23 protein-coding genes and 1 pseudogene are annotated in these 25,544 nt (G+C 64.2%); 12 read left to right on the top strand and 12 right to left on the bottom strand.

Features of this window, described 5'->3' with window-relative positions; translation table 11 throughout:
* Nucleotides 1-19: 19 nt before the first annotated feature.
* From H7F51_RS07355 to H7F51_RS07345, 3 genes are all read right to left on the bottom strand, one after another.
* Entirely contained in the window at nucleotides 20-742 is a 723-nt protein-coding gene (locus tag H7F51_RS07355) for a phosphatase PAP2 family protein (RefSeq protein WP_185663604.1), read from the bottom strand.
* Nucleotides 743-901: 159 nt separating this feature from the next.
* Entirely contained in the window at nucleotides 902-2,290 is a 1,389-nt protein-coding gene (locus tag H7F51_RS07350) for a HAMP domain-containing sensor histidine kinase (protein WP_185663603.1), read from the bottom strand.
* Nucleotides 2,287-3,000, bottom strand: a complete 714-nt coding sequence (locus H7F51_RS07345; RefSeq protein ID WP_246447981.1) for a response regulator transcription factor — start codon at nucleotides 2,998-3,000, stop codon at nucleotides 2,287-2,289. The genes H7F51_RS07350 and H7F51_RS07345 overlap by 4 nt, the downstream gene beginning before the upstream one ends.
* A gap of 217 nt (nucleotides 3,001-3,217) precedes the next feature.
* Between H7F51_RS07345 and H7F51_RS07340 the strand changes: the two genes are divergently transcribed.
* On the top strand, nucleotides 3,218-3,460 hold the full coding sequence (locus H7F51_RS07340) for a hypothetical protein (RefSeq protein WP_185663602.1): 243 nt from the start codon (nucleotides 3,218-3,220) through the stop codon (nucleotides 3,458-3,460).
* A 59-nt stretch (nucleotides 3,461-3,519) separates the two neighbouring features.
* On the opposite strand, the gene H7F51_RS07335 is transcribed toward H7F51_RS07340, so the two are convergent.
* Entirely contained in the window at nucleotides 3,520-5,124 is a 1,605-nt protein-coding gene (locus H7F51_RS07335; RefSeq protein WP_185663601.1) for a hypothetical protein, read from the bottom strand.
* A gap of 500 nt (nucleotides 5,125-5,624) precedes the next feature.
* Between H7F51_RS07335 and H7F51_RS07330 the strand changes: the two genes are divergently transcribed.
* Together H7F51_RS07330 and H7F51_RS07325 are read left to right on the top strand one after the other, a co-directional pair.
* Nucleotides 5,625-5,801: a hypothetical protein gene (locus H7F51_RS07330; RefSeq protein ID WP_185663600.1), complete on the top strand. Its 177-nt coding sequence runs from the start codon at nucleotides 5,625-5,627 to the stop codon at nucleotides 5,799-5,801.
* A 170-nt stretch (nucleotides 5,802-5,971) separates the two neighbouring features.
* Entirely contained in the window at nucleotides 5,972-6,550 is a 579-nt protein-coding gene (locus H7F51_RS07325) for a PilZ domain-containing protein (RefSeq protein ID WP_185663599.1), read from the top strand.
* 296 nt (nucleotides 6,551-6,846) lie between these two features.
* Here H7F51_RS07325 and bla read toward each other — a convergent pair whose 3' ends face one another.
* The 4 genes from bla to H7F51_RS07305 are packed head-to-tail and all read right to left on the bottom strand — an operon-like array spanning nucleotide 6,847 to nucleotide 12,641.
* Entirely contained in the window at nucleotides 6,847-7,722 is an 876-nt protein-coding gene (gene bla, locus H7F51_RS07320; RefSeq protein ID WP_221774050.1) for a subclass B3 metallo-beta-lactamase, read from the bottom strand.
* Between the two features lie 21 nt (nucleotides 7,723-7,743).
* Complete coding sequence (locus H7F51_RS07315; protein ID WP_185663598.1) at nucleotides 7,744-8,733, bottom strand: dienelactone hydrolase family protein; 990 nt, start codon at nucleotides 8,731-8,733, stop codon at nucleotides 7,744-7,746.
* Nucleotides 8,734-8,776: 43 nt separating this feature from the next.
* A complete protein-coding gene (locus H7F51_RS07310; protein ID WP_185663597.1) occupies nucleotides 8,777-9,610 on the bottom strand; it encodes an SUMF1/EgtB/PvdO family nonheme iron enzyme in 834 nt (277 codons plus the stop codon).
* Between the two features lie 22 nt (nucleotides 9,611-9,632).
* The gene (locus H7F51_RS07305; RefSeq protein ID WP_185663596.1) at nucleotides 9,633-12,641 is read right to left on the bottom strand and encodes a TonB-dependent receptor plug domain-containing protein; all 3,009 of its coding nucleotides are present in this window, start codon (nucleotides 12,639-12,641) and stop codon (nucleotides 9,633-9,635) included.
* Between the two features lie 670 nt (nucleotides 12,642-13,311).
* On the opposite strand from H7F51_RS07305, the gene H7F51_RS07300 reads away from it, so the two are divergent.
* From H7F51_RS07300 to H7F51_RS07275, 6 genes are all read left to right on the top strand, one after another.
* Nucleotides 13,312-14,028 (top strand): response regulator transcription factor, encoded by a 717-nt coding sequence (locus H7F51_RS07300; protein WP_185663595.1) that lies wholly within the window; start codon nucleotides 13,312-13,314, stop codon nucleotides 14,026-14,028.
* A complete protein-coding gene (locus H7F51_RS07295) occupies nucleotides 14,025-15,404 on the top strand; it encodes a sensor histidine kinase (protein WP_185663594.1) in 1,380 nt (459 codons plus the stop codon). The genes H7F51_RS07300 and H7F51_RS07295 overlap by 4 nt, the downstream gene beginning before the upstream one ends.
* A gap of 191 nt (nucleotides 15,405-15,595) precedes the next feature.
* Entirely contained in the window at nucleotides 15,596-16,900 is a 1,305-nt protein-coding gene (locus H7F51_RS07290; protein WP_185663593.1) for a family 1 glycosylhydrolase, read from the top strand.
* A 24-nt stretch (nucleotides 16,901-16,924) separates the two neighbouring features.
* Complete coding sequence (locus tag H7F51_RS07285; RefSeq protein WP_185663592.1) at nucleotides 16,925-18,577, top strand: tannase/feruloyl esterase family alpha/beta hydrolase; 1,653 nt, start codon at nucleotides 16,925-16,927, stop codon at nucleotides 18,575-18,577.
* Entirely contained in the window at nucleotides 18,574-19,755 is a 1,182-nt protein-coding gene (locus H7F51_RS07280) for a family 43 glycosylhydrolase (protein ID WP_221774048.1), read from the top strand. The genes H7F51_RS07285 and H7F51_RS07280 overlap by 4 nt, the downstream gene beginning before the upstream one ends.
* Before the next feature lie 155 nt (nucleotides 19,756-19,910).
* A complete protein-coding gene (locus H7F51_RS07275) occupies nucleotides 19,911-20,249 on the top strand; it encodes a hypothetical protein (protein ID WP_185663591.1) in 339 nt (112 codons plus the stop codon).
* A gap of 106 nt (nucleotides 20,250-20,355) precedes the next feature.
* On the opposite strand, the gene H7F51_RS07270 is transcribed toward H7F51_RS07275, so the two are convergent.
* Nucleotides 20,356-22,119, bottom strand: a complete 1,764-nt coding sequence (locus tag H7F51_RS07270; RefSeq protein WP_246447978.1) for a chloride channel protein — start codon at nucleotides 22,117-22,119, stop codon at nucleotides 20,356-20,358.
* Between the two features lie 96 nt (nucleotides 22,120-22,215).
* Here H7F51_RS07270 and H7F51_RS07265 point away from each other — a divergent pair, with 96 nt between their 5' ends.
* Nucleotides 22,216-22,626 (top strand): MarR family winged helix-turn-helix transcriptional regulator, encoded by a 411-nt coding sequence (locus H7F51_RS07265; RefSeq protein WP_185663590.1) that lies wholly within the window; start codon nucleotides 22,216-22,218, stop codon nucleotides 22,624-22,626.
* Between the two features lie 188 nt (nucleotides 22,627-22,814).
* Here the strand turns inward: H7F51_RS07265 and H7F51_RS07260 are convergent, their stop codons facing one another.
* Both H7F51_RS07260 and H7F51_RS07255 read right to left on the bottom strand, forming a co-directional pair.
* Entirely contained in the window at nucleotides 22,815-23,486 is a 672-nt protein-coding gene (locus H7F51_RS07260) for a spermidine synthase (RefSeq protein ID WP_185663792.1), read from the bottom strand.
* 25 nt (nucleotides 23,487-23,511) lie between these two features.
* Entirely contained in the window at nucleotides 23,512-23,838 is a 327-nt protein-coding gene (locus H7F51_RS07255; RefSeq protein ID WP_185663589.1) for a DUF6481 family protein, read from the bottom strand.
* 346 nt (nucleotides 23,839-24,184) lie between these two features.
* On the opposite strand from H7F51_RS07255, the gene H7F51_RS07250 reads away from it, so the two are divergent.
* Nucleotides 24,185-24,505 (top strand): hypothetical protein, encoded by a 321-nt coding sequence (locus H7F51_RS07250; protein ID WP_185663588.1) that lies wholly within the window; start codon nucleotides 24,185-24,187, stop codon nucleotides 24,503-24,505.
* A gap of 55 nt (nucleotides 24,506-24,560) precedes the next feature.
* Nucleotides 24,561-24,920 carry a hypothetical protein gene (locus tag H7F51_RS07245; protein WP_185663587.1) on the top strand — a complete coding sequence of 120 codons (360 nt, stop codon included), beginning with the start codon at nucleotides 24,561-24,563 and terminating at the stop codon, nucleotides 24,918-24,920.
* Nucleotides 24,921-25,049: 129 nt separating this feature from the next.
* On the opposite strand, the pseudogene H7F51_RS18950 reads toward H7F51_RS07245, so the two are convergent.
* Nucleotides 25,050-25,225: pseudogene (locus H7F51_RS18950) on the bottom strand (IS6 family transposase); the annotation flags it as partial.
* Nucleotides 25,226-25,544 lie beyond the last annotated feature (319 nt).

Below are 25,544 nucleotides of genomic sequence, written 5' to 3'. Positions count from 1 at the left end.
TGTTGAAAGCGCGTCGGGATCAATGGCCCGCCAGTTCGGCGCGAGCCGCCGCGACCTGAGGCGCAAGCCGCGGGTCGATCAGCAGTTGCTCGACGGCAGCGATTGCCGCCGCGTGGCTCGCCTCGATGTCGCTGGCGAAGTGGACGCCGCACAGTTCGCGGCTGAGCGCGAAGTCCTGAGCGCGGGCAAGGATCTGCGGCGCGCGCTCCGGGACGAGCCGGGCCAGGGTCCAGCCAACCGACCAGCCATAGCCGGCATGGCCGCTGGGATAGCTCGAAGGCGCGGCGGAGCCCTTGCCGCAATGAGGCAGCGTCGGGTCGGCCTGATAGGGACGCGGGCGCTTGAACCAGGCCTTGGCGGCATGGACCATGCGATCGACCTCAGCGGAGATCGTGGCGAGCAGGGCCGAGGTGGCGGGAAGCTTCGTGAAGTCTCGCCCGGCCGCTTCGTTGTAGATGACCGGCTCCTCATGATCGCCATCCCAGGCGGCCCGGGCCAGGCGTTCCGGGCCTGCCGCGCGGATCAGCTCGCGCAGACGGGCGAATTCGACCCGCTCGATCTCCGAATTGCGAGCCGGCGGCGGAGCAAAGGCATGGGTCGGCGCGAAGATCACGGGGTCAAGCCAGCGCAGGCGGATGTCCTCCCCCACGCCGCCGACGGCAGGCGCAGCCTCTTGGGCGTGAGCGCAAGGCGCAAGCAGACAGGCCGCAAAAGCGGCGGAAACAAGCCGGAGGCGCTGCATAGATATGGTTCCCTGGGCGCAGACATGTTCCTGCGCGGTGGGGTCCGGCTAGGCAGCGCAGATGACGGTTCCGTGACTCCTGCTGCGCTTGCGAAGGCAGTTTCGCCAACCTTGCAAATTTAGAATTTTCCGGGGTCGCCTGCGCCCTCGGAATCCCGCTCAGGCTGCCCGGAGCAGGCTTCGCTCAGGCCCGCCCGCTGCAAGAGGCAAGCGAATGGTCACGACAAGCCCCGGCGAATTCTCGCCCAGTTCCAGTCCGCCGCCGTGAAATTCCACGATGGCACGCGCGATCGCCAATCCCAACCCGCTGCCGTTCGCCCGAGCCGCCATGCCCCGCTCGAACGGCCGGAGCACGCGCTGGCGATCGCCCGGTGCCAACCCCGGGCCATCGTCGGCAATCGTCAGGACTGCGCGGTCGCCGTCCCCGGCCAGACTGACCGTGGCCCGGGTGCCTGCCGGGGTGTGCGTCACGACGTTTTCGAGCAGGTTGATCAGGAGTTGGGTGATCAGCGCCTCATCGCCGAAGATCGGCAGTTCCGAATCCGGCACCGCGCAGCGCAGGATCGAGCCGGCATCGGCCACCACCGGCTCCATGGTCTCGACCGCATCGCGCACGAGTTCGTCGAGCGCATGGACCTGCAGGGCATTCGCGTGGCGGCCCGCCTCGATTTCCGACAAGCGCAGCAGGGCCTCGAATATGGCGATGATCGCGGCGCATTCGCGCTCGGCCTGCTCGACGGTCCTGCCGGCATCGCCTCCGGAACTGGCAGAAACCGAACGGGCCCGCGCCAGCATGCCCTTGAGCCGGGTCAGCGGCGTACGCAGATCGTGCGCGAGGGCGCTGGCGAACTGGCGCTGGGTGTTGACGACCAGTTCCATCCGGTCGAGCATCGCGTTCAGGGTGCGGGCCTGTGCGGCGAACATCCCGTCGAGTGTGTCGGCCGCGATCCGCTTGCTCAGGTCGCCTGCCGCAATCGCCGCGGCCGTGGACTGCGTCGCATGAAGCCGCCGGGCGGTGAGCCGTGCGAAAAGGAACGTGGCAACAAGGCCGGCAAGGAGCGCGCAACCCAGCACGGCTGCGATCAGCGGAAACAGAATGGATCGAAGGCTTTCGGCCGCCTCGCTCTGCTGGACGACGACAAACAGCCCCCCGTCCGTCAGGCGCCGCGTGAGCGCCCGGCCCTTCTGCCAGCTGCGCCCCCCCCCCTTGTAGAGCACGTCGGAATAACCTTCGCGCAGCGGCGGAAGGCCAAGCCGGCCAGCCACGCGCATGCCCTTCGCGTCGAACAGCAGGTAGGTCCGCTCGCTCATGACCTTGCGGCGCTGCCAATCCGCGATCCGCCCAGCGACCAGCGCGGTAGGGCGCAGGACTTCGTCGGTGTCCGCGACGAACTTGTGGCTGTGATAAGCCAGCGCCGCGTCGATCCGGCTGGCGATCCGAAGCTCGGCGACCGCAAACACCACCACGCCGACGAGAGCCATGCTGAGCGCGAAAGCCAGGCCGAATTGCATGGCAAGCCGGCCGACAGGCGCCAGTCGGTGCTTCATGTGCAGCGATCCGCGCGAAGAATGTAGCCCTGGCCACGCAAGGTCTCGATCGGATCGCAGGCGATGGCCTGCAGGCCGGAGCGAAGGCGGCTGAGGTTCGCGTCGACAATGTTGGCGGTCGGCGCGAAGGTATAGCCCCACACGTGCTCGAGCAGCATGTCGCGCGTCACCAGCCGATCGGCATGGCGCATCAGGTGGGCCAGCAGCGAGAAGAGCTTGCGGTTCAGCCTGGCCTCGGCTTCGCCGAACCGGGCGGAATGACTGCTTGGATCGAGACGCAGCCGACCCACGACGAGTTCCGCTCCGGCCACGGGTTGCAATGCGGCGCGCCTGACAATGGCATGAAGCCGGGCGGCCAGTTCGCCCGTGTCGAACGGCTTGGCAAGGTAATCGTCTGCCCCTGCCTCAAGCCCCTCGATGCGATCCTTGACCGAGCCGAGTGCGCTCAACATCAACACCGGGGGCGACACCCCGCCCGCCGCCGCGCGCATTCTCCCGATGAGATCGATGCCGCCGACATCCGGCAACATGCGGTCGAGCACCACCGCCTCATAGCCACCAGCGGCGAGCGCGGCCATTGCGCGCTGCCCCGTGGCCGCATGGTCCACGTCGAAATTGAGGGCTCGCAGCCCGCTCGCGAGGTAATCCGCGATCACCTCATCATCCTCGACAACCAGTAGCCGCAAGTTCGCCTCCTCGGGCCTGATCATGCCACCGCCGCATGACAAACATGCGACGACAGGATGTCATGGGTTTTCCCTTCGGCATGAGAATGCGCCATTTGTCCAAGGCGGAGTTGCCCATAAGCGACAACCTGTTTGGCTACCCCGAAACTCCCCGGGATTGCCTAAGCCCCTGACTCCTGAAAGGAAGCGCCTGAGATGAACAGGCGCCGCAAAATCGCCTGCAGAAACGGAGCGAAACATTATGACAGCCCCATTTGCAATGGATGATCCGCGAGACCACTTTGCCCATTGCGTCCAGGTGTTTGGCGGTATCACGGCTGCCTCGCGGCGCCTTGCCATTGATGAACGCGCCATTCGCCGCTTCATCAATGGCGAACGGCCTGTCAGCCAGGGCCTCCTCGAAGATACCGCGAAAGCGCTGCGCGTTCTGATCGCGGAGGCCGCAACGGCGGAAGAACACATCACCGCGGTTCTTGGCTCGTAGCCTCGACATAGTTGCCAGTCTTCATCCTCTCCGATGCCGAAGCCTCATTGGCTGTTCTGCTAGGCGCCCTTGCCGAGCACGGGGGCCAGCCATTGTTCCAGCCGCCGTTTGACTTCTGGCGCAATTGGCATTCGCGAGAAGAATCTGTCCGGCATTATCCGGAGAATGGGTTGGATCGCCTTGGCGCGATCCCACTGCGCACGAGCCTCGTCCAGATGGCCGGTGCGGGCTTGGTAGGCGGCCGACAGGATCGGAAGGATAGGCAGGGAATGCTGCAGTTCCCGGAGCCGGACCAGTGATCGCCCCGCGCTCGCGGGGTCGTCGCGCATCATCGCGGAGACGAACGTGCCCACGAAATACCACGGCGGCGAATTGAAATGTTCCGCTACGGCCTTGTTCAGCAGCACGTCGCCCTGCGGGTCATTCTGGAGGGACAGCATCACGCCGACCACGCCCTGAATATCGAGACTGTCTGGATTGAGTTTGAGCGCCCGGTCTGCAGCCGCACGCATGGCCGCGCCGTCACCGGAAAAGGCGTAGGCACGCATGGCAGCGACCTGCAGCAAGGGCGAATTGGGATTCATGGACCTCGCGCTCTCCAGCACGCTGACGGCGTCCTGGAGCGCCGCCCGACGGCCACCATCCGTGAACGCGGAGATTGACCTGTCAGTCAACGCCCAGCCGTAAAGAGCGGCGGCGAGGGGGTGGTTGGGAGCTGCTGAATGCCAATCCCCAGCGCATTCCGACAACGTCTTGTCGCCGATGGTCTGGTTATTCTGGACCATGGCGGAAAAATACAGCCAACATCCGTAGGGACTATCGACGGAAAAATTACGCCTTCTCTCGTTGGCGTGAATTATTCCCGATGGATGCGTTATGTAGAAAACTAAATTTCTTAAAAACTCGTCGCTAGACAACTCGCTGTCAGATAAATTGAATGTCATATTTCCACTCTCTGAAGAAATTATGCGATTCAATTTTCTATCAATCACACTCACGTTTTCGACGTACCATTCTCCATGCCTTCGAAGCATGACGTCGATGGAATACTCCGCGCCGGGAGAGGGATTGTAGGCCGTTCTGACCCCTTCATAATTGTCGAGATTCATGATTATGGATTGCCGCATCCGGCGGGCCAGCTCCGCTCCCTCGCCATTACCGGATTCGGCATGCACGGTCACATCTACGAACGGGAAATTGCTGACCCTCCATCTTTGCGTCGCCGCTAGCGAATCCGCACGCCACTGCATGATCAGCGCCGCCGCCAGGATCAGAAGCACGATGCACCCTGCGGCGATCAGCCTGCGGCCCGGCAAACCGATCCTGATGCGGGCTGGGGTCTGAGATGCCTGACCATGGGCAACGAGGTGGACTTCGTATGAGCCGCCTTCAATCAACAGGCGCTGATTGTGTTCAGCACCGGCGGTTGCATAGAAGGCGTCAAGGGCCTTGCGCAGGCGGGCCACGAGCACCCGCGCATAGGTATCGGCCTGGGAATCGAAATCAGGACTCTTGCCCAGGCCGTCCACGGCCACCGAATAGGACTTCAGGGTCTTGCCCCGACCGCAGATTGTGGCTTCGACAAGGTATTCCAGAAGGCGCGCAAGCGAAGGCGATCTGACAAAGACCGGGTCTGCCAGAACCAAGGCAAGCGCCGCTTTCATTTTCGCAGCCTCAGCCACGTTTCTTGTCTCACCTCGGTGTTCGGTCTGGATCAATGGAGCGGTCACGCTGGCGCACACAGCGCGTCTGCGCGACATATTTGCCAATCGTTATAATAACTTAATGAAGTGTTAGCGCCGTCTGATCCTCGGCAAGAATGTCCCGGCGCGGGGAGTGGTCCGGTACGGCCGGCTCGATGCAGCAGCCGGATATGCTCTCGCCGGGAGGCAGGCAATTCCGCACTCCAGCCGATAGGCCGCTGACGAGGCTGAGATGATGCCGATTGAGTACGCCCCCCAAGGCTCTCCCCGTGGTTTTCCGGGCGTATCACGCTGCCGTGATACGGTTTCAAACTTAGCAGGCGCGCACCGGCGGGCGAAATGAGTGTGCAAACAAAGAGTTGCGCTGCTTCCCTGGAACATCGCTTCCCCCAACGCCCCACCTCCCAGCGCCCCACCTAAGGATCAGGATCATGTTTGAAAGCCCAGGGATGCCAAGGAAGATGCTGAACGATATGGCCAAGGCCGACCGTTCCGCGGACTGGGGGTCATTGAAAAAATCGCCCTATGCGCGGCCCAGGTTGGTCAAGCTTGAACCGGGCACGGCCAAGTACGAGCGCGCGAAGGCCGCGTTCGATTTGCTCCGGGCCGGCAAGGACGCGCACGGCGATCCGGAGTGATCGCATGGATGCTGCAGGCGGCGCGTCGGGGCATCGCCCTTACGCCTCGCCGGAGCCGAACACTGGATTGAAAGTAGGCGCATGGAACCGCGATTGCTCATCGGATACGGGCTGCTCCTTGCCTTCGTCCTGACGGTGGGGATCGGGAGTTTTCTCGCCTGGCGGCGGGCATGCGACGATTTCCATCGGCGCTGGGGCAAGCAGAACCGTGGCATCAGGCCGAAGTGGCTATGGTGACACGAGACGACCGAGAACCCCGAAAGCGGACCTTCATAGAAGCCGAAATCCGCCATCAGGGCGGCTGGGCCGAGGTTCTGATCTGCAACATTTCGCAGCACGGCATGATGCTTCGTGGCGACTGTCTACCGGAGAAAGGCAGCCAGGTTGAGATTCGCAGTTCGGCCGCCGTGACAAGCGGCCAGATCCGATGGCGCAGCGGCGATCGCTGCGGCCTGCGCCTTGGCAAAGCGATGGACATCAGAATGATGACCGGTGAGATCGGTGCTCCGGGCGGCGCCCCGTTCATCGCCGGCAAGGTAGCCCCGCAGACGGCGCGAACGAAAAGAATAACACGTCTGCCGCCCGTTTTGACGAATGCGAGGCGGACGAATGCCGGGCGGTTGATCGAACTTGCCCTGGTCATGCTCGCCTGCGCCGCGCTGGGCGCAGTGGCCATCAACTCCGTCGCCTCGATCCTGGACCACCCCCTCCGGCGCGTCTCGTCTCAAATCGAATCCGTGCGCGACTGATCCCACTATGCCGAATTGCTGAAAAGCAGCGGTCCACGGCACCTGCAATTGTACCGCTGCCTGTGGCGGAGACGCTCCAGCCGGTGGTATCAGCCTGATGCAATCAAGATTGGTCGGAGACAGCCCTCCCCCCGACGCCGTCTCATCGCTACCCGGCGCAATCCTCCTGACATTACCCCTCGCACATGTGACGGAAAGGTGCCGCATACCATCGCGCCGCTCACTTGACGCATATCTCGCCGAGGCGCCCGCATCCCATACCCGAACCGACGTACTTGGCCGACTGCCCCCTGCGCTTATTTCGGGGCGCCCTCCTTCGCCAACTCCACGTTGTATTGCTTCGCAAAGGCCGCCTCGGCCTTGTCCATGAAGCGGGTACATCCTTGCGGATCGACGAAAGCGGCAGTGTCGCCCGCCGTGACGCGCTTGTACTTGTCTTGCAGGTCGAAGTACCAGTCGTGCGCCCCCAGCGGAACGTCGCAGGGCAAGCTGCGAACCACTGCGAAGCCCTTGCGGTAATCCTCTGCGATTTGAGGATATTTTGCGTTTCCGACCAGCGGTGCATTCTTGTTGAGGGTCGATCCGCCGATCACCACGACATGCAGCAGCTTCCCGCCACTGCGCCCGTCGAAGGTCCAGGTGGTCGTGCCCTTGGTGTGCCCGGCGGTCAGGTGCGCGGTCAGCGTCACGCCGCCCAGTTCCACCTTGTCCCCGTCATGGATAACCCGGTCTACATGGGCGGCGGGATAGGTCTGCCCGCCCTCGCCACCATAATTGGGATCGGCCTTCCCGCCTGATTCCACCACGTCCACGTCCCCGTCCATCACCATGTAGCGGGCGCCGGTTTCCTTGACGATCTGCGCGCTGCCGCCGGCATGGTCGATGTGCGAATGGGAAATCAGCAGGATCTTGATGTCCTCCCACTTGAACCCGAGCTTTTCCACGCTCTGGCGGATCAGCGGCGGCGAATCCGGATAATTGCTGTTGATCAGGATCAGCCCCTTGGGCGTCTTCACCAGAAACGCCCCGTGCAGGCTACCCACGTAGTAGAGATCCCCCGCGATGCGGAACGGGGCAAGCTGCGGATCGGTCTGCGTGGTGGCGGCTTGCAGGCCCGGTGCGGACAGCACAAGCAATCCAGCAAGAGCCTTGAGCATCCTTCTGCTATTCATATCCAATCTCCAATCGCGCACTCACCGGAAGGTCTTGGCCAGCACGGACTTGATCCGCGCCAGCGCCGCCTTGTCGGCCGCCGCATTGCCGGGATTCGTATCCTTCGGATCCTCGCCCACCCGCAGGAAGGCATGTTCGGCCCGGGGATAGATCACCGGTTCGTAGAAATTGCCCGCCGCCTTCATCAATCGCTCGCTGTCGGCGACGCTGAGCAAGACCGGCGTCACCGTGGTAATGTCATACTCGCCGTAAAAACCGTAGACGGGCACATTGGTCTTGCGCACCGGCCAGTCGTTGATGACTTTCTGATTGTGGATCGGCCCCTGGTTATAGACCGGCGGCCCCGCCGCACAGAAGATCAGGACCGCCTTGAGGTCCTGCCGCGGCTGGCCCACGGCATAGCGGAAGGCCACGCCCCCGCCCCAGGTCAGACCGACGATGGCATTGGTGCCGGTCGACTGCGGCAGATGATTGGCATAGTCCATCCAGGCTTCCAGCTCGGGATAGACTTCCGCATCTTCGCGCATTCCCAGCTTGGTCCCGGCGGATTCGTCGAGAAAGGAATCGGTCCCTCCGCCATTCGGCCCCACCCCGGAGAGGAAGTCCGGGGTGATCGCGATATAGCCCATCGCGGCGATCGCGTCGGCGGTGTTGCGAGTGGAATCGGTCAGCCCGAACACCTCGTGCATGACCAGCACGACCGGCACCTTGCGGCCCGTGACCTGCGGATAGACCGCCCAGCCCTTCAGCGTCTTGCCGTGGAACTGGAACGAGACCCACTCGCTGCGGCGCGGTGAACGCTTGAGCTTGTCGGTGGCGAAGCTCTGCGCGTTCTGCTGGCGGGCATAGCCGACGAGCGGCTTGCCATCCTTACCTCGCGCGGGCCCGCCGCCCTCGTCCTGCGCCCCGGCCGGAACCGGCAGGGTCAGCACGGCGCACGCCAAGGCCGCGCCGATCAACGGCAACCGCCGCGAGGCCGTGCGGCCCGGAATCTTCTTTTCCTGTGACATGGATCATTCCTTGTCCATCGAGCCTGGCCCCTCGGGCCGACCCTCAGTTGCTCTCGGCCAGACGGAAACCCATCGACTGGAAACGGCGGCGCGGCAGGTCTTCCCACAAGCGCAGCGAGACGCGCAGGCCGCGCGGGTCCTGAACCCACGAACCACCGCGAATATTGCGCCACATGCAGTCGCCCGTGGTCCAGGCGCTGCCGTCGGTCGGGGCCCCCTCGTAGTCGAGGTGATTGCAGTCTGCGACCCACTGCCAGACATTGCCAACCATGTCGTAGAGCCCGAAGGCATTGGGCGGGAACGAACCGACCGGACTTGCCGCGCCCCACTTGTCGCCCGGCGCGACGACGGACGAATTGGCCTTGCTCGGGTCGAACTCATCGCCCCACGGATAGACCGTGGTCGATCCGGCGCGGGCGGCATATTCCCATTCGGCCTCACTCGGCAGGCGGTAAGTCCGCCCGCTCACCTTGTTCAGCCAGTCGACGAAGGCCTTGGCATCGACCCAGTTGACGTTGACCACGGGGTAGGAACCCCGGTCCAGACCCGGCCGCTGCTCGGGCAGGGCCCGCCCGGTCGCGCGGGCGAAAACGTCATACTGGGCGAAGGTGACATCATGGCGGGCCAGCCGGAAGGCCGGTACGCTCACCTTGTGGGCCGGATGCTCGAAATTGAAGCCCTTGCCGGTTGTATCGCCCATCACGAAAGTCCCGGCCGGGATTGCCGTCATGTCCTCGGCCGCGGCGCGGATTACCCCGTCGATGGCACCGGACTGCTCACCAGCCGGAGCCGGTGCAGCGGCGGGGGACTGCGCCCCCGCCGTGCCGGAAAGCATCGCGGCAACCAGGGCCGCCGTCAGTTTCAGATGTCCTTTCACAGGCATTCTCCCCGACAGACGATCACATCTTCACCCGCGCGCCGATCACGAAACGGCGCCCCAGGAAGTCGTCACCCGGCAGGATTGCCGCGTTCGGAATGGTGCCGCCCTGGTAACCCGGGGGGTCCTTGTCGAAGAGGTTCTGGATGTTGAAGAACATCTCGAACCGGTCATCCTGCGGCAGCCGTGCGGTGAAGACAACGTCAGTCCAGGCCGCGGCGGGAACGCGCTGGGCGAAGTAATCGCTGTCCACCGGGTCATAGCGCAGGCTGCTGCGCCACCGCTCGCGGATGTCGATGCCCAGCCACTTGGTCGGTTCGACGTGGATGCTGGCATTGATCCGCAGCTTGGCCGCGATCGCGTTAACCGTGCCGTTGGCATTGGCAGCCCCGGCCGCGTCGAACGAGACCGGCGTACCGGTCGCGCCGGGTTGCTGGCCATAGATGAAGTGCGGCTGGTAGGTCGCCAGCACGCGCAGCCGGAGAGGATTGCCGAACAGGCTCGTCGCATAGCCCGCATCGACATCGACGCCGTTCGTCTTGATCTCGGCGAAGTTGAGCACCTGGGTCAGCCACATCGTCGGCGCGTTGCCGAGCGAGGTATCGGTGATCGGGCCCGGCCGCGGGATCAGGGCGCAGAACGGCGAGGTTCCGCCGCTGGAGATACAGGCCTGCTGGATCGCCGGAGAGAAGCCGCTGACCGACTGGATCGCGTTCTCGAGGCGGATGTTATAGTAGTCCACCGCGAGGCTGAAGCCCGGTGCGAACGACGGTTTCCACACCGCGCCCAGCGTCCAGGTATGGCCGACTTCCGGCTTGAGGTTCGGGTTGCCTTGGGTTTGCGCCTTGATGAAGGTCGCGCCGGTCAGGAGATCCTGGTTGGCGGCGATCGTCACCGTCGGGGCCTGGTAGAGGTCGTTCAGCGTCGGCGCGCGGAAATCACGCGAGATCGTACCGCGAATGCGCAGGTCGTTGACCACCTGCCAGTTGACCCCGGCCTTCCACACCCAGGTGCTGCCCGTGGTATTGTAGTCCGCATAGCGCACCGCACCGGTGACGTCGAACTGGCGCGCGACCGCCGAGTCCTTGAGCACCGGCACCAGCACTTCGAGCGCCGCTTCCTTGACCTTCTGCGTCACCTTGTTGAGCGGCGAGAAGGCGTTGACGAACAGCGAGGTCGCGGTCAGCGGCTGGGTCGTGCCGTTAGAGTTCTTCTGGACCGCGCCCGATGGGATGCAGTTGCTGGCATAGGTCAGCTGGGTCGCGGTATTGATCGGGTTGATGACCAGGCCCGAACAGTTGGCGAGGTCGGACGAGCTGACATCCACCGTCTGGGTCAGCGAATTGGTGCGATACTGGCCCGAGAGGGCGAAGCGCGCGTCGCCTGCACCGAACAGGTCGAACAGAGCCCCGCCGACATGGGCGTTGATGTCGAAGCTCTGGCTGAGCGACGACATGTTGGTCGTGCCGAACACGTAGTTGTAGGCCGCCTGGCTCGCCGCGGTCGGGCCGAACATGTTGATCGGCACGCAGCCCGGATCATTGTTGGTGGCGATGTTGTCCACGTTGATCCGGCACACGATGTTGCCGTTGGGGGTGCCGGTCTGGAGGCCAGTCGCCGGGTTAAAGGCGCCTGCGTCAACCGCGTCGGCCGCTGCCGCCATGTGCTGGTTGTTCATGTTGCCGCTGATCGTGTTGCGCAGCGTGGCACGGCCCCAGTTGAGATCGAGCCCCCAGTCAAACTGGCCGAATTTCCCGTCCAGCCCGCCGTTGACGTAGAACTGCTCGGTATGGGCATCGTCGCGCAGCCGCGGCGCGTTCTGGAACACCTTGGCGAAGGTGAAAGTGGACTGGTTCGCCGCGGCGAGCGCGGTGCGCACATCCTGCGGCAGGTAGGGATTGTCGGCCCGGATGGTGAAGCCGCTCACCTGCCCGTAGCTCGAATAGCCGCCGTTGTCCTTGAGCGAGACAATCCCCTGGGCGTGGAAGTTCACATTGTCGCCCAGCTCGTAATCGAGCCGCGCGAAGCCCTGGTTGTTGTCCTGGCTCGAACCGATAGTGCCGTTGTTGTAGGTCCCGTCGCCGCCGATGGACAGCGCCGATGGCGTCGCGCTGGTCGTGTAGGTGGGCGTGCCCGCATTGAACGTGGTCAGCACGCCATCGGTATTGAAGGTCTTGTTGTTGTAGAGTCCGGAGGTGATGCGCCCGCCGAAGCTCGCCGTGCTGGTGCGCGTGCCCGAGATCAGCACATAGGGATTGTTCACCGTGCCGGCCGCGCCGATCCCGTTCGCCGCATTGGGAGCGAGCAGGCCCGAATAGGCATAGTCATAACCGAAGGGCCGATCGACCCGGAAGATCGGCTCGGCCGAGAAGTGCTGGAAGCTGGCCTCGATGTGGCCCCGGTCTCCCAGCTTGGTGCCGACCGCTACGCTGGCCTTCCAGTTGGGCGCATCGCCGCGCTGGGTGATCCCGTAATCCGCTTCGGCCTTGAAACCGTTGAAGCGGTGATTGGTGACGAAGTTGACCACGCCCGAAATGGCATCGGAGCCATAGACCGAGGACACGCCGCCAGTGACCACGTCGACCCGCTCCATCAGCATGTCTGGCACGATGTCGACGTCGACCACGCCGTTATAGAGCGCGGTCGGCAGGCGCTGACCGTCCAGCAGGATGAGGTTGCGGTTGGAGCCGAGCCCGCGCAAGTTGAGCTGGTTGGCCGCGCCGTTGCCGCCGCTGCCGTTGCCGGTCGTCTGCACTGTCGTCGTCGAAGGGCCGCGCGAGCCGGTGAACACCGGCAGAGCATTGAGCCCGTCGGCCAACGTCGTCGGCTGGGCCTTGAGCAGTTCGTCGGTGCGCATCGCGGTTACCGGGGTCGGTGCCTCGTCGCCGTTACGCACCACCCGCGATCCGGTCACGACGATGTCGGCAGCCGCCGCGTCATCCACCGGCGCTGGGCCAGCCTGGGCCAATGCCGGCGCCGCCGCGACGAAGCTGGCGCCGCCCAAGAGAACGAAAGCCAAAGTCCTGTTCATCTGCATCTCTCCAAGCGCGGGCACAAACGCCCCGCCGCCTGGATCAGACGAAAAGCGACTGGCCTATTATACGTAAAATCAATGATTTATTTAAGAATTGTCACGTAGTGGCCCGGCGTCATTCACGCGCCCGGGCGACGCGCCGCTTGGCAGGCATGGCCGTCATGGCACGCGCCACCCCAGCCCGGCGGAACGCGTCATCGACATAAAACGGCGTAAATCCCTCACCACTCGCCGAACATGTCGTCCAGCAAGTCTGCGCAATCGAACACAAGAATTGCGTCATCCGCCTCGCAGAAGTTGCGATGCATTCGGCAGTGGCGGAAAATTATCCGCCACCTTTTACCTCATCCCTTTCCGAGTCACTTGAGATTGACCGACTTATATTATTGCGTCCCGATGTGATCGAGCACATGACAGACCTATCACTGTTCGCTTCGGGGAAAAGCGATAATTTTTTGTGGTCACATCAAAATATTTTTGAGAGTCGAGGCCATACTTCCGACGCCGCCTCATCGCCGTCCGGTGCAATCCTCCAGACATTGCCGGGTTGGGGGTTAATCCCGCCGGCAGCTCCCTCGCCCCCTTTCGCGCAAGCCCCCTCGCTAAAATGTATCGGATTGCATCGCCGCGCCCGCTCGGCCGAAATGCGGCTATAAGTGATCGTGTGATGACGCCTCCTGACCAGTCCAACCAACTCGTCCTCATCGTTGACGACGACGACGACATCCGGGACCTGCTCTCTGCCCAATTGGGTCGCGCGGGGTTTGCCACGATCGGGGCCGCGAGCTTGGACGAGGCGCGTTCGGCGCTCGATTGCCACCCCGTCCGCGTGATGCTGCTGGATCTGAGCCTGGCCGATGGCGACGGCATGGCGTTTTGCCGTGACCTGCGGGCGGAAGGCTATAGCGTCACCATCATGATGCTGACCGCGCGGGACCGCGCGGCCGACCGGGTTGAGGGTCTGGAAGGGGGCGCGGACGACTATCTCACCAAACCGTTCGAGCCTCGGGAATTGATTGCCCGCATTCGCAACCTGCTGCGCCGGGGCCAGCACCGCGACGAGTTGACCGGGCGTTTCGCCAGCTTCGGGCCCTGGCGGCTGGATCTGGCGCGGCGGCGGCTCAGCGGCCCGGATGAACGCGTGGTCATCCTCTCAACTACCGAATTCGCTATACTCCGCCGCCTGCTGGAATCGCCACGGCTCGAACTGGGACGAGAGGAACTCCTGCCGGAGCGCAAGGAGACCGTGTGGTTTGATCGCTCGCTCGACAATCGGATCGCCCGCCTGCGCGCAAAGCTGGCCAGGGCCGAAGGGGGCGACGGCCTTATCGTCACCGTGCGCAACAAGGGCTTCCTGCTCGCTTGCGACGTGACCTACGTATGAAACTCCGGTCTTTCTGGGCGCGGTTCGATAGTCTTGCCACGCGCATGACCCTGTTTCTCGCGCTCGGCGCCACGCTGGCAGCCATCACCTCCCTGACCTTGGCCGAACGATATCGCCAGAATCAGATGCGGCTCTACCGTGCCGAGCGGATCACCCAGAGCGCCAGGGGGCTTGTTGGCCTCCTCACCGTTGCACCTCAGCGCACGCGGGCGGAATTGGCCGGCAATCGCGTGCAGGGCGCGCACCTTCTCGAAAATTCTCGCGCGCCGGTGCGGGAATCCGATCCCGCGGTCAGCGCCGCGCTGTCGCGTGCTTTCGCACCAGATGTCCGCGCCGGTGCATTCAGCACCGATCCGCAGGTATGCCTTGCCCGCCCGGTTACGACATTTGCCCGGCGTGCGGCCGGGTATCTTGGCGCCGATACCGAATGCTGGATCGTCACCCTGACCTTCGCGCGGCCGGTCGGCGGCGAATCCGAACTGGTTCTTGCCCTTGATCTGGCCGCCTTGCCGCGGCCGGCGACCCTCGGCCTGTCCCCCGGGTTCATCCTGATCGTGGCTGCCGCGTCCTTGGTTCTCTCGTTCCTCGTGGCGCAGGTGACCCTTGGCTTCATGCGCCGCCTGACGAAAGCGGCACAGGCCTTTGCCAACGACATCGAGGCCCCGCCGGTAGCCGAGACCGGCCCCCGCGACGTGCGGACAACCTTTGCCGCCTTCAACCACATGCAGCAGCGGATTCGTGACGCGGTCCGCGACCGCACGCAGATACTGGCGGCCATCACGCACGACCTCCAGACCCCACTGACCCGGCTGCGCCTGCGCCTCGAACTCGTGCCCGAAGAAGGCTTGCGCAATCGCCTGGTGGCCGACATTGCGGCGATGCAACGGCTGGTCACGGAAGGACTGGTGCTGGCGCGCTCCGGCGAGGCCTCCGATGACTGGGCGCTTGTCGATGTGGAATCCCTGCTCGCCAGCGTTGTCGAGGACGCGGCCGATGCCGGCCAGCCTTCCATCACGCTTGGCCGGGTCGAACCCTTGGAAATCCGGGTCAAGCCCGAAGCGCTGCAACGCTGCCTGCAGAACCTGGTCGATAATGCCTTGCGCTATGGCGGCTCTGCGAGGCTGGACTGCACGACAACGGCCGATGAGGTGCAAATCGCGGTGAGCGATAATGGCCCCGGCATTCCAGAACACCTGCTAGGCGACGTATTCAAGCCTTTCGTCCGCGCTGAAGGGAGCCGGTCGCGGCAGACCGGAGGCACCGGCATAGGCCTGACCATCGCGCGGGCCCAGGCCGAAACCTTCGGCGGACGGGTGCAACTCGCCAACAGGCCGGATGGCGGCCTTGTCGCCACGATCGCGGTGCCGCGCCGGTAGGGCGAAACACGGCAGGCGCCGCGTGCGCGGCCGATTTGTATCCGCTTTACTCAGTTTCGCGCGGTCGCCTTCATACCGGGCGGATTGGCGCCTATCAGTGCGGACCTTCGCTGCCGCTTGCGGACCACGCAAATGGCGCGATGGGCGCAAAACGTCCTCCGGGGACGATGGCTGGACGAGAGGACCTATCCGTGATCGATCGACGGTTCTTCGTGGCCGGCACCGCCGCAAGCCTGGCCGCACCAGCTTTTGGCCGGGCGGCCGCCGGGAAAGCCAGTCCCGCCTTTCCGGCGGGCTTCCTGTGGGGCGCCGCCACGGCCGGTCACCAGATTGAGGGCAACGATACCAACAGCGACTATTGGGTATTGGAAAACGTCAGGCCGACGCTGTTTACCGAGCCTTCGGGCGATGCCAACAACAGTTTCGAGCTGTGGTCGGCCGATCTGGACCTTGCCCGGGCCATCGGCCTCAACGCCTATCGCTTCTCGATCGAATGGTCCCGGATCGAGCCCGAGCCCGGCCTGTTCTCGCAGGCGATGCTCGACCATTACAAGGCCATCATCGCGGGCTGCCACGCGCGCGGCCTCGCCCCGGTAGTCACCTTCAGCCATTGGGCGGTGCCGCGCTGGTTCGCCATGCGCGGGGGCTGGACCGCGCCAGACAGCGCTTCCCTCTTCGCCCGCTATTGCGACCGCGCCGCGCGGCATCTGGCTGACGGGATGGCCTATGCCGTGACCCTCAACGAAGCCAATGGCACTTTGCTGGGCTATCACATGGCCCCGCCGCAGGCCCATGGCGCCGAGCGCGCCATGCTGGCCGCCGCTGCCCGCGCCACCGGAAGGGAGCATTTCGTCGGTGGCGCGCCGATCAGTCTCGCCATGGAGATGCAGCCCAACCTGATCGCCGCGCACCGGCAAGGCCGGGCAGCGATCAAGGCGGCGCGGCCAGGCCTGCCGGTGGGCGCCTCGCTCGCGCTGGTCGACCTCCAGGGAGTTGGCCCGAACAACCTGCGCGATGCGCGCCGCCGCGACTTCTACGCGGCTTGGCTGACCGCCCTTCGCGGCGACGACTTCGTCGGCGTGCAGAACTACAGCCGGATCGTCTGGGACGCCAAGGGCATCGTGCCCGTGCCCGCCGGCGCGCGCACGGGCGGCGAAGGTTGGGAAATCTACCCGTCCTCGCTCGCCAACGCAGTGGACTATGTCCACGCCGAGACCGGATGTCCGATCCTGGTCACCGAACACGGGCTCAACACCGACAACGACGCCTGGCGATCAGACCTGATCACCGCGGCCCTGGCCGAACTCAAGCGGCGGATAGATGCCGGGACGCCGGTGCTTGGCTATCTGCACTGGTCGCTGGTCGACAACTTCGAATGGACCTTCGGCTACAAGCCGCACTACGGCCTTGCCGCCATCGATCGGGAAACCTTCGTTCGCAAGCCAAGGCCAAGCGCCGCCGTGCTCGGCGCGATCGCCCGGCGCAACAGTCTATAATCGCTAAACATCGGGAGTGGTTCGATGATCCTCATGGCAATGGCCGCCAACGCCGCCGCGGCAGCCACCGCAGCCCCAACTTTCGCCGAAGCCTGCACGGTCCTGCGCAATGCGGACGAAGGCACGGTGGCGATTACCGATGCGCGCGACGTGCCCGAAGGCCCTGCCCCGCGCGGCCCGGCCGGGCCGAACGGCGAGTCGACCGACCCCCAGCCCATCCTCCCGGAACACTGCCAGATCACCGCGCGGATCGACCAGCGCACCGGCGCTGGCGGCGAGCCTTATCATATCGGCATGGAGCTGCGCATTCCCGCGCAGTGGAACGGCCGGCTGTTCTATCAGGGTGGCGGCGGGATGGACGGCATGATCGTCCCCGCTCTCGGCAAGCCAATCACCAATGGCGCCACCGCGCCGCTGGCGCTTGTCCAGGGCTTTGCCGTGGTTTCGACCGATAGCGGGCACCAGGGCCGCAACTTCGACGACACCGGCTTTGCCGCCGACCAGCAGGCGAAGCTGGACTATGGCTATGCCGCCATCGGCAAGGTCACGCAGGCGGCCAAGCAGTTGATCGCCAAGGTCAAGGGCCGCGCGCCCGACCACAGCTATTTCGTCGGTTGCTCCAACGGTGGGCGCGAGGCGATGATCGCGGCCCAGCGTTTTCCGGCCGAGTTCGACGGCGTGCTCGCCGGCAACCCGGCATTCCACCTCAACGCGGCGGCCGTGCTCGCCAACTTTTCCGGCTGGGCCTATGCCGATGCCGCCGCCAAGCTGGGGACCAATTCCTCGCTGCTGTTTTCGCCTGCCGATGCCGGGCTGATCCAGTCCGCTCTGCTCAAGGCCTGCGACGGCCTCGACGGAGCAGCCGACGGCATGATCTTCGATCACCAGTCATGCCGGTTCGACGTTCGCGCCCTCGCCTGCGCCAAGGGCGCGAAAACGGGCTGTCTCGATCCGGTCAAGGTCGCCGCGATCGTTCGGGCTTATCGCGGCCCGGTCAACGCCGCCGGCGAACCGATCGCCGGCTCGTGGACCTTCGATGCCGCCAACTTCATGCCGGACTGGCTTATCTGGCAGACCGGAATTCCCACGCCGCAGGGACCGATGATGGTCCTGCCCAACCTCGTGCGCAAATCGCTGACGGACTATTTCGCCTACCCGCAGTACAAGGCCCCGCTGGCCGGCGGCGATGCCGAAGCGGCCCGTCTGCTCGCGGCGAGCGCCGAAACCGCGGCCTACACCAACGCGACATCGACCCAGTACAGCACCTTTGCCGCGCGCGGCGGCAAACTGATGATCGTGACCGGGTGGTCCGATCCGATCTTCTCCGCCAGCGATCTCATCGCCTACCAGGAGCGGCTGACGGCCGACACCAAGGCGCAGGGCGGCGAGGCCGGCCTGTTCGAACGGCTGTTCCTCGTGCCCGGCATGGCGCATTGCGGCGGCGGCCGCTCGCTCGACAATTTCGATGCACTGACCTCGCTGGTCAGGTGGGTGGAAAACGGCGATGCACCCAACGCGATCACGGCGAAAGGCAAGGCCTTCCCCGGCGTCGAACGCCCGATTTGCGCCTATCCCCAAGTGGCCCGGTATATCGGCAAAGGGCCGCTAGACCAGGCTGGAAGCTTTGCCTGTGCCACGCCAGCGCCAGCCGCGGCCAGCAAGGGCAAGACCTCGTGAGAGAAAGCAGCCTAGCCCGCCGCGCCGTACTTGCCGGCGGCAGTGCCGCCGCCGCGACCTTGCTCGGCCCATCGCCGTTGCTGGCGGGCGGACGTCCGCGCACCATTCACCCCGGCCAAGTTTGGCGGGATACGGCGGGAAAGCCGATCCAGGCCCACGGAGCCTCGATCATCCAGGTCGGAGACGTCTTCTACTGGTACGGAGAAAACAAGGAGCGCACCCTTCCGGGCTCCGGAATCTGGCACTGGGGCGTCCGGGCCTATGCATCGCGCGATCTGGTCAACTGGACCGATCAGGGACTGATCATTCCCCCGGTCACCGACGACCCCAAGTCACCCTTGCACCCTTCGCGGCAACTGGATCGGCCCCACATCCTGTACAATCCGGTCACCCGCAAGTTCGTATGCTGGGTCAAGATCATGGAAGCCGATGGACGCCAGACCCGTACCGTTCTGACCGCCGACCGCATGACCGGCCCTTACACGATCATTCGCCAGGACATGTTGCCGCTTGGCATGAGCGCTGGGGATTTCGACCTTGTTGTTTCACCGGCCGACGGCAAGGCCGTCATCTATTTCGAACGGGTTCACAGCGAAGTGATCTGTGCCGACCTCACGCCCGACTACACGGACGTGACCGGCAGCTACACCGCCCATTTCCCCCATCCAGCGCCCCCGCAGGTGCGCGAGGGGCCGGCCTATTTCGAGCGCGGCGGCAAACATTACCTGATTACCTCGGGCACGACGGGGTATCATCCCAATCCGTCGGAAGTGGCGATGGCTAACGCGCTTCACGGGCCATGGACCGTGCTCGGCGACCTCCATCCGGGCGATCGCTCCCGCACCTCGTTCAACTCGCAGGTCAGCGCGGTCTTCAAGCATCCGGGCAAGAAAGACCTGTATATTGCGCTGGCGGACCGGTGGATCCCGGACCTGCCCCGGATCGAAGGCAGCGACTTCGCCAGCGGCGATGCCTACCGGCGCTTCGAGGCAATGTTCAGCAAGATGTTCGCTCAGTCAGGTGCGCCACTTACAAAGCAGGAGGACGCACTGCTCAAGGACCAGGCCAGCAAGATCAACACCTCGCGCGGCACATACGTTTGGCTACCGATCCGCTTCACCGGCGATCGCCCGTACATCGAATGGCGCAGCAAATGGAGCCTCGACGAGTTCCATTGATTTAGGCCACGAATTGGCTGCATCGGGACTGCCGCTGGCGGCAGAACGGCCAATGACTTGGCTAACTGCCCGATTGGACAAGCCGGTATGGTAATGCTGTCCGCACCCACTATTAGGCTCGGGGAGCGCAAAGTTTAGACAATTCAGGCAGACACATGGCCCGCAAACATTCGAAGCACGACCCCTATGGCGACTTGCACCGCGAGGAGGAGGCACCGGCACCGGCGGTCCCTTGCTGGCTGTGCGGCAGACCTACTGGCGAGACTATTGTCTGGCACCATCCCGTCCCCAAGAGCCGCGGCGGGCGCGATGTTGTACCCATGCACCCCATTTGCCAGCAGACGCTGATCGCCAATTTCACCAATTCCGAACTGCAACGCCACGGGATGGAGGTGGAGGGCCTGCTGGCCAACCCCACCGTCCGCAAATTTGTCGATTGGGTGGCAAACAAGGACCCCGATTTCACGGCAACCACGGCAAAGAAGAAACGCTGATCAGGCCGGGCGGCGGCATCCCTCGACGAAGCCGCCATAACCGCGCGCGAAGGAGCTCGCCGTAAGTTGCCGTTCGTTTATTCGGATCCAGACTGAGAAAGCAGGCCTATCTCGCCGACGCGAGGAGCCCGCTTCGTTCCATTTCCGCGCTCCGCCGGGCATGACGCACCTTTAACAAGTCGTGGCGGCTCAGCATGCCGACGACCCGCTTTGAAGCAGGCTCGACTATCGGAATGCGACCTTGGCCCGTCTCGATCATCAGGTCCGCCACCCGGCTCAGCGGATCACCCGGAAAACGGAAGGGCGTCGAAGCGTCGCTGACCGCCTCGGACAGCGTAGCCTCCGGAGGCGGCCCCATCGTGTTCCAACGGAGCACGTCCGAACGGGAAACCATCCCCTCAAGCCTGCCTTGGCTATCGATTACCGGATAGGTCCGGTGCCGCGCCTCGGAACTGAAAAAGGCGGTGACCGCGGCAATCGACATCGTTCCCTTGAGGCAAACCGGCCGGGGAGTCATCACGTGCTCCGCCTGGAGGAAATCGAACGGGTCCACGGTATATTCCTGCAGAATATGGCGTCCGCGCCGGGCAATTTTCTCGGTCAGTATAGAACGGCGCATGATCAATACGCTGATCGCGTAGCCACCGGCAGAAGCGGCCAGGGTCAAAGGCAGCAAGCCGTAGTTGCCCGTCAGCTCGACGGTAAACAGCGCGGCCATCAGCGGCGCACGCATGGCCCCGCTTAGCACTCCGCCCATGCCGATCAGGGCCCACAGCCCGTTTCCGCCGGGCAGGACCATACCCGCGAGATAGCCGAGCGCCCCGCCGACCAGCAGCAGAGGTGCCAAAACGCCGCCGGAAGTACCGGATCCGAGCGCCACCAGCCAGACCGCCGCCTTGACAACGAGCAGCGCCAGGGCTGCCCGCAAGGTCAGCGACCCGTCGAGCAGACTCTGGATGCTGGCGTAGCCCGCGCCCAGCACGTGGGCGTCGATCAGTCCCCCAATGCCCACCGCACATCCACCCACGGCGGGCCACCACATCCAATGGAACGGAAGGCGGTGGAACAGATCCTCGATCCGGTAGAGCAAACCCGACAGCAGCGTCGCCTGAAGCCCCGAGACAACCCCCATCAGCATGGCCAGCCCCAACAGGGCCGGCGTGACCCCGACGGCATGCATCATCGGGAACATCGGCCCCGCCTCGAACAGCACAGGCCGCCACGCCGCAGCGACCAAAGCCGCGACTGCAACCGGCACGAAGCTGCGCGGCTTCCATTCGAAAAGCAGGACTTCGACAGCGAGCAGGATGGCCGCCACAGGAGTGCCGAAGATCGCCGTCATGCCCGCCGCCGCACCCGCGACAAGCAACGTCTTGCGTTCCGCCGCGCTCAGATGGAACAGCTGCGCAAACAGTGACCCGATCGCGCCGCCTGTCATGATAATCGGGCCCTCGGCGCCGAACGGCCCGCCGCTGCCGATGGAGATGGCGGAAGACAGAGGCTTGAGCACCGCGACCTTCAGCGACAACCGGCTCTCGCCGTAAAGAATGGCTTCGATCGCCTCCGGAATGCCGTGGCCCCGGATCTTGTCCGACCCAAACCGTGCCATAATCCCGATGATGAGACTGCCCAGCACCGGCACCAGCACGATGCCGAGACCCAGCGTGTTGTCGATGATCTCGGCGGGGGCATCGGAAAGCCGTCCAAACCAGAACAGGTTGGTGGAAATCGCTATGGCCTTCAGCAGCACCCAAGCGCCGAGCGCCCCGCCACTGCCTACCATCAGGGCGGCCAAGGCCAGCATCACCATGCGCAAATCGGCACTGTGATCGGACAGCGGACGACCGGGGAACAATTCGGAAGAGGACATCGGCAGGACTCGCGGCGACACGGGAGGTAGCCACTTATATCGCATTGCGATATAGTTCAAGGTTGACGCGAATGACCGTGAAGGGAAACTGGAGCGATGCCCGCCGAACCGACCGATGCCGATTACGCAGCCCTTGCCGAATTCCGTTTCGCACTGCGCAACTTCCAGGCATTCAGTGAAAAACGCGCAGCCGAGTGCGGCCTGACCCCGCAGCAACATCAAGCCCTGCTGGTCATCCGCGCCGCCAGGGACGAACCCACGGTGGGTTACGTCGCTGAACGGCTGATCCTGAAGCCCCACAGCGCGACAGGGCTCATCGATCGTCTTGTCGCCCTCGGCCTGATCGAACGGCAGGCCTCTTCAAAGGACAAGCGCCAGGCAATCCTCGCCCTCACCGGGGAGGCGCGCACGGTTCTGCGGCAGCTCAGCGTCACTCATCGCGAGGAGGTCCGGCGGCTGCGCCCCTTGCTGGACGCTTTACTTAAGCGGCTGGATGACAAGGATTAGTCAGAACCCGGAAGAGCATCGCTCCAAATGGCGGCGGCGGCCGACAGGCACCGGCCCCACTCCGCGGGATAGCCCACCGCGTGCTGCCCGCGGGCTCCTGCATGTCGGGATATCATGCGCAAGCGCCTGAGCTTTCCGCGCAAGTATTCGCCCCGAACCCCGTCGCCATTCAACTCCTGCCCAGACCTTCAGGGCTTTTTCGCAAACCAGATGACGTGCCGGTTCCCCTGATCATCCGGGCCTTCGCTCACATCCACCTCGTCGACCAGAAAGCCAACATCGCGCAGCCGGTTCACGAAATGGCGGTCAGGATGTGCTGACCAGATCGCCAGGATGCCGCCCGGCCGCAGCGCCGCCCTCGCAGCGACAAGTCCATCACGACCATAAAGGTCATCGTTGACACGCCGCGTCAGTCCGTCGGGCCCATTGTCCACATCGAGCAGGATTGCATCATAGGCCTCCGAAGCGGCATCGATAAGCATGGCGACATCGTCCTTCACCACCACAACCCGAGGGTCGTCGAGGCAGCCGGCGGTAAGCCGTTCCATCGGGCCGCGCGCCCATTCGATGATTTCGGGAACTATCTCGGCGACAGTCAGGGTCGCGTCCGCCCTGACAACAGCAAGGGCGGCCCGGAGGGTGAAACCCAGGCCATAGCCGCCGATCAACCATTCCTGCCCGGTGGCCATGCCAAGACGATCCCGCGTCATGGTGGCAAGTGCTTCCTCCGATGCACTGACGTGCGTGCTCATGAGGTCGTCGCGTTCGAGCAATATCATGAAGTCATCGCCGCGCTGCATCAGGCGCATTTCGACTCCATCGGGCACGTGGGCCGTCCCGATCCAGTCATAACCGGCCAGAAAATCAGGATCGTTGATGCTGGCGCTACTTCTTGCGGGCCTTGCGCGCGGCATACCGTGCATCACGGGCTGCCTTGCGCTCTTCCTCGGTAAGCTGCGCCTGGGGCTGGGCTGCCTCGGCGGCGTCCTGCTTCCTTTTCAGCTCGGCCGCCTTTTTGGCATCACGCTCGGCACGCGCGGCTTCCCGCTTTTGCGCCTGCAAGGCCTCGCGCTCCGCCGCCTTTTGAGCACGAGCGGCCTGCTCTTCCGGGCTCGGAGCCGCCTTCGCCTTCAGTTTGGCCAAGGACGCATTCCGCGCTGCGTTTGCCGCAGCTGCCCTTTCCGCAAAACTCGGAGCCTTATATCCTGCCATCAAATTCGCCTGAATCCTGAGAGGGCGGACCGAATCCGCCATTGTAAAACAAGGTATGGGCGCCAAAAACGGACAAAATTACCTGAGCCCAGCGCACACCAGCCAGCGCGCCCTTTGCACGAGATTCTCCCTGCCCGTCAATGAAGTCCGGTTGGCAGCACAGCCAAGGATGCCCGGCAGCGACAGAATGCCTCGCCCAGAAGCGCCCAGGAAGCACGAGTTCGATCCCCTCGACATACCCGTCATTGAGCACTGATTTCGCAAGGCCGGAAGCGGACTGTCGCTCAGATGTCTGCCAGACCGCTGCCGACGGGTGTGCGGTGATGGATCTGCTAGGCGGGTCAGCATGACCAACCTCCACAGGCTTGCCGGTATTGTCGACGTCGACGGGCTTCAATATGAATGGGAACTGCGGAGCGAGCCGCAATGGGGCGAGTCCGAAGGCTGGAAAGGCATGACCATCGCGTTGCTGCGGAAACACACCCAGCGCGGCGCCCTGCTGGAATTCCCTCCGCCGAAACGTTTGCTGAAAGGAATGCAACGGGGCCGTCTCCAGATCAGCGACGCGACGGTATCCCGGGGAATTCGGGCGGCGTTGCAGGCCGGGTGGGAGCCTGAATCGCGCGGCAAGCCCATGGTGTTCATAGTCGATGCCGACGGCAACTAGGCACAGGCCGCCCCACCGGATCAGGAGAGCATCCCCACCGGATCAGGAGAGCATGATGAGCGTTGCGACAAAACCATGGGACGGCGAACAGATCCGCAAATGGCTGGAATGCCGCATTGCCGCCGCGGGCCTCGATCAGGCAGCGGCGGACAAGCGGGGGTATGAAGCGCAGGACGACTACGACAAGGCCGCCGCCGAAGAAGGGGTCTGCAGAGGCCTGAGAACTGTTGCAGACAAGGACGATCAGGCCGCTTTCGCGGATCGCCTCAAGCAATTGCTTGGCCAGGATGAGTATCGGGTCACGGGCATCTACGACGATCGGCGTTTCGAACGATATGTTCGTGCCAACCTGAGAAAACTCACCAAGATGACCAAGGCCAATGAGGGGTTCGAGAACACATTGCGCTATCAATGAGCGCGCGACCACGTTGAAGCATGGCAGTGCGCGAACGTGTAGGGGGAGGTGTCAGTCGGATGCGAACTCGTTTCCGTTGGTCAGACCTTCCCTTCTCCGCACGGGCAAATGTCTGCTCTCACAGCAGTTGTTCGCCCACCTCCCACGCTCCTCGTGGCAGATATCGACGCCGCGCTCGAACAACAGGTCCTCGACGTTTCGTCGCGACAGCGGAAACGGACATACATCAAGACCGCAGGGCGGATCACCTCCGGTGACGAGTTGAAGTATTTGAACGGGCTGGAGGGCTTGCGAGGACGGGGCATGACAACGGCCCTTCACTTCAGCGCCCTTCGCCGCCAAGCGGTGCACTTGGTCTGTCAAAGCCCTCGCGTCAGCTGGCAAATGTTCGAATACCTCGCCGAGCGGATCGAATTGTACTGACACGAGCGATCACGCTCTTGTGGCACCGGCCGCGAAGCAGACCGGAAGCCGGGGATATCGCCGTGAACTGTCGTCCTGCCGCCGCAATTCGTGGCGGCTAAGACGAAGTGGCGCTCATCCCGCGACATTCCGGCGCCAAGCCCCGGCCAAGCCGAGCGCGTCCCGGCGGACGCGCCCCCGCCGAAGTTGCTGAAAGAGCCC

Origin of the sequence: Novosphingobium flavum (genome assembly GCF_014230315.1) — a bacterium.
GTDB classification, from domain to species: domain Bacteria; phylum Pseudomonadota; class Alphaproteobacteria; order Sphingomonadales; family Sphingomonadaceae; genus Novosphingobium; species Novosphingobium flavum.
Note: the sequence above shows the minus strand (reverse complement) of the source record. Positions and strands in the feature narration are given on the sequence as shown.

Excerpts from the sequence above, each read along its gene's own strand:
- H7F51_RS07355 (WP_185663604.1), bottom strand. The coding sequence starts at position 742 with ATGCAGCGCCTCCGGCTTGTTTCCGCCGCTTTTGCGGCCTGTCTGCTT.
- H7F51_RS07350 (WP_185663603.1), bottom strand. The coding sequence starts at position 2,290 with ATGAAGCACCGACTGGCGCCTGTCGGCCGGCTTGCCATGCAATTCGGC.
- H7F51_RS07345 (WP_246447981.1), bottom strand. The coding sequence starts at position 3,000 with ATGATCAGGCCCGAGGAGGCGAACTTGCGGCTACTGGTTGTCGAGGAT.
- H7F51_RS07340 (WP_185663602.1), top strand. The coding sequence starts at position 3,218 with ATGACAGCCCCATTTGCAATGGATGATCCGCGAGACCACTTTGCCCAT.
- H7F51_RS07335 (WP_185663601.1), bottom strand. The coding sequence starts at position 5,124 with ATGAAAGCGGCGCTTGCCTTGGTTCTGGCAGACCCGGTCTTTGTCAGA.
- H7F51_RS07330 (WP_185663600.1), top strand. The coding sequence starts at position 5,625 with ATGCTGAACGATATGGCCAAGGCCGACCGTTCCGCGGACTGGGGGTCA.
- H7F51_RS07325 (WP_185663599.1), top strand. The coding sequence starts at position 5,972 with ATGCGACGATTTCCATCGGCGCTGGGGCAAGCAGAACCGTGGCATCAG.
- bla (WP_221774050.1), bottom strand. The coding sequence starts at position 7,722 with ATGAATAGCAGAAGGATGCTCAAGGCTCTTGCTGGATTGCTTGTGCTG.
- H7F51_RS07315 (WP_185663598.1), bottom strand. The coding sequence starts at position 8,733 with ATGTCACAGGAAAAGAAGATTCCGGGCCGCACGGCCTCGCGGCGGTTG.
- H7F51_RS07305 (WP_185663596.1), bottom strand. The coding sequence starts at position 12,641 with ATGAACAGGACTTTGGCTTTCGTTCTCTTGGGCGGCGCCAGCTTCGTC.
- H7F51_RS07300 (WP_185663595.1), top strand. The coding sequence starts at position 13,312 with ATGACGCCTCCTGACCAGTCCAACCAACTCGTCCTCATCGTTGACGAC.
- H7F51_RS07295 (WP_185663594.1), top strand. The coding sequence starts at position 14,025 with ATGAAACTCCGGTCTTTCTGGGCGCGGTTCGATAGTCTTGCCACGCGC.
- H7F51_RS07285 (WP_185663592.1), top strand. The coding sequence starts at position 16,925 with ATGATCCTCATGGCAATGGCCGCCAACGCCGCCGCGGCAGCCACCGCA.
- H7F51_RS07275 (WP_185663591.1), top strand. The coding sequence starts at position 19,911 with ATGGCCCGCAAACATTCGAAGCACGACCCCTATGGCGACTTGCACCGC.
- H7F51_RS07270 (WP_246447978.1), bottom strand. The coding sequence starts at position 22,119 with ATGTCCTCTTCCGAATTGTTCCCCGGTCGTCCGCTGTCCGATCACAGT.
- H7F51_RS07265 (WP_185663590.1), top strand. The coding sequence starts at position 22,216 with ATGCCCGCCGAACCGACCGATGCCGATTACGCAGCCCTTGCCGAATTC.
- H7F51_RS07255 (WP_185663589.1), bottom strand. The coding sequence starts at position 23,838 with ATGGCAGGATATAAGGCTCCGAGTTTTGCGGAAAGGGCAGCTGCGGCA.
- H7F51_RS07250 (WP_185663588.1), top strand. The coding sequence starts at position 24,185 with ATGACCAACCTCCACAGGCTTGCCGGTATTGTCGACGTCGACGGGCTT.
- H7F51_RS07245 (WP_185663587.1), top strand. The coding sequence starts at position 24,561 with ATGAGCGTTGCGACAAAACCATGGGACGGCGAACAGATCCGCAAATGG.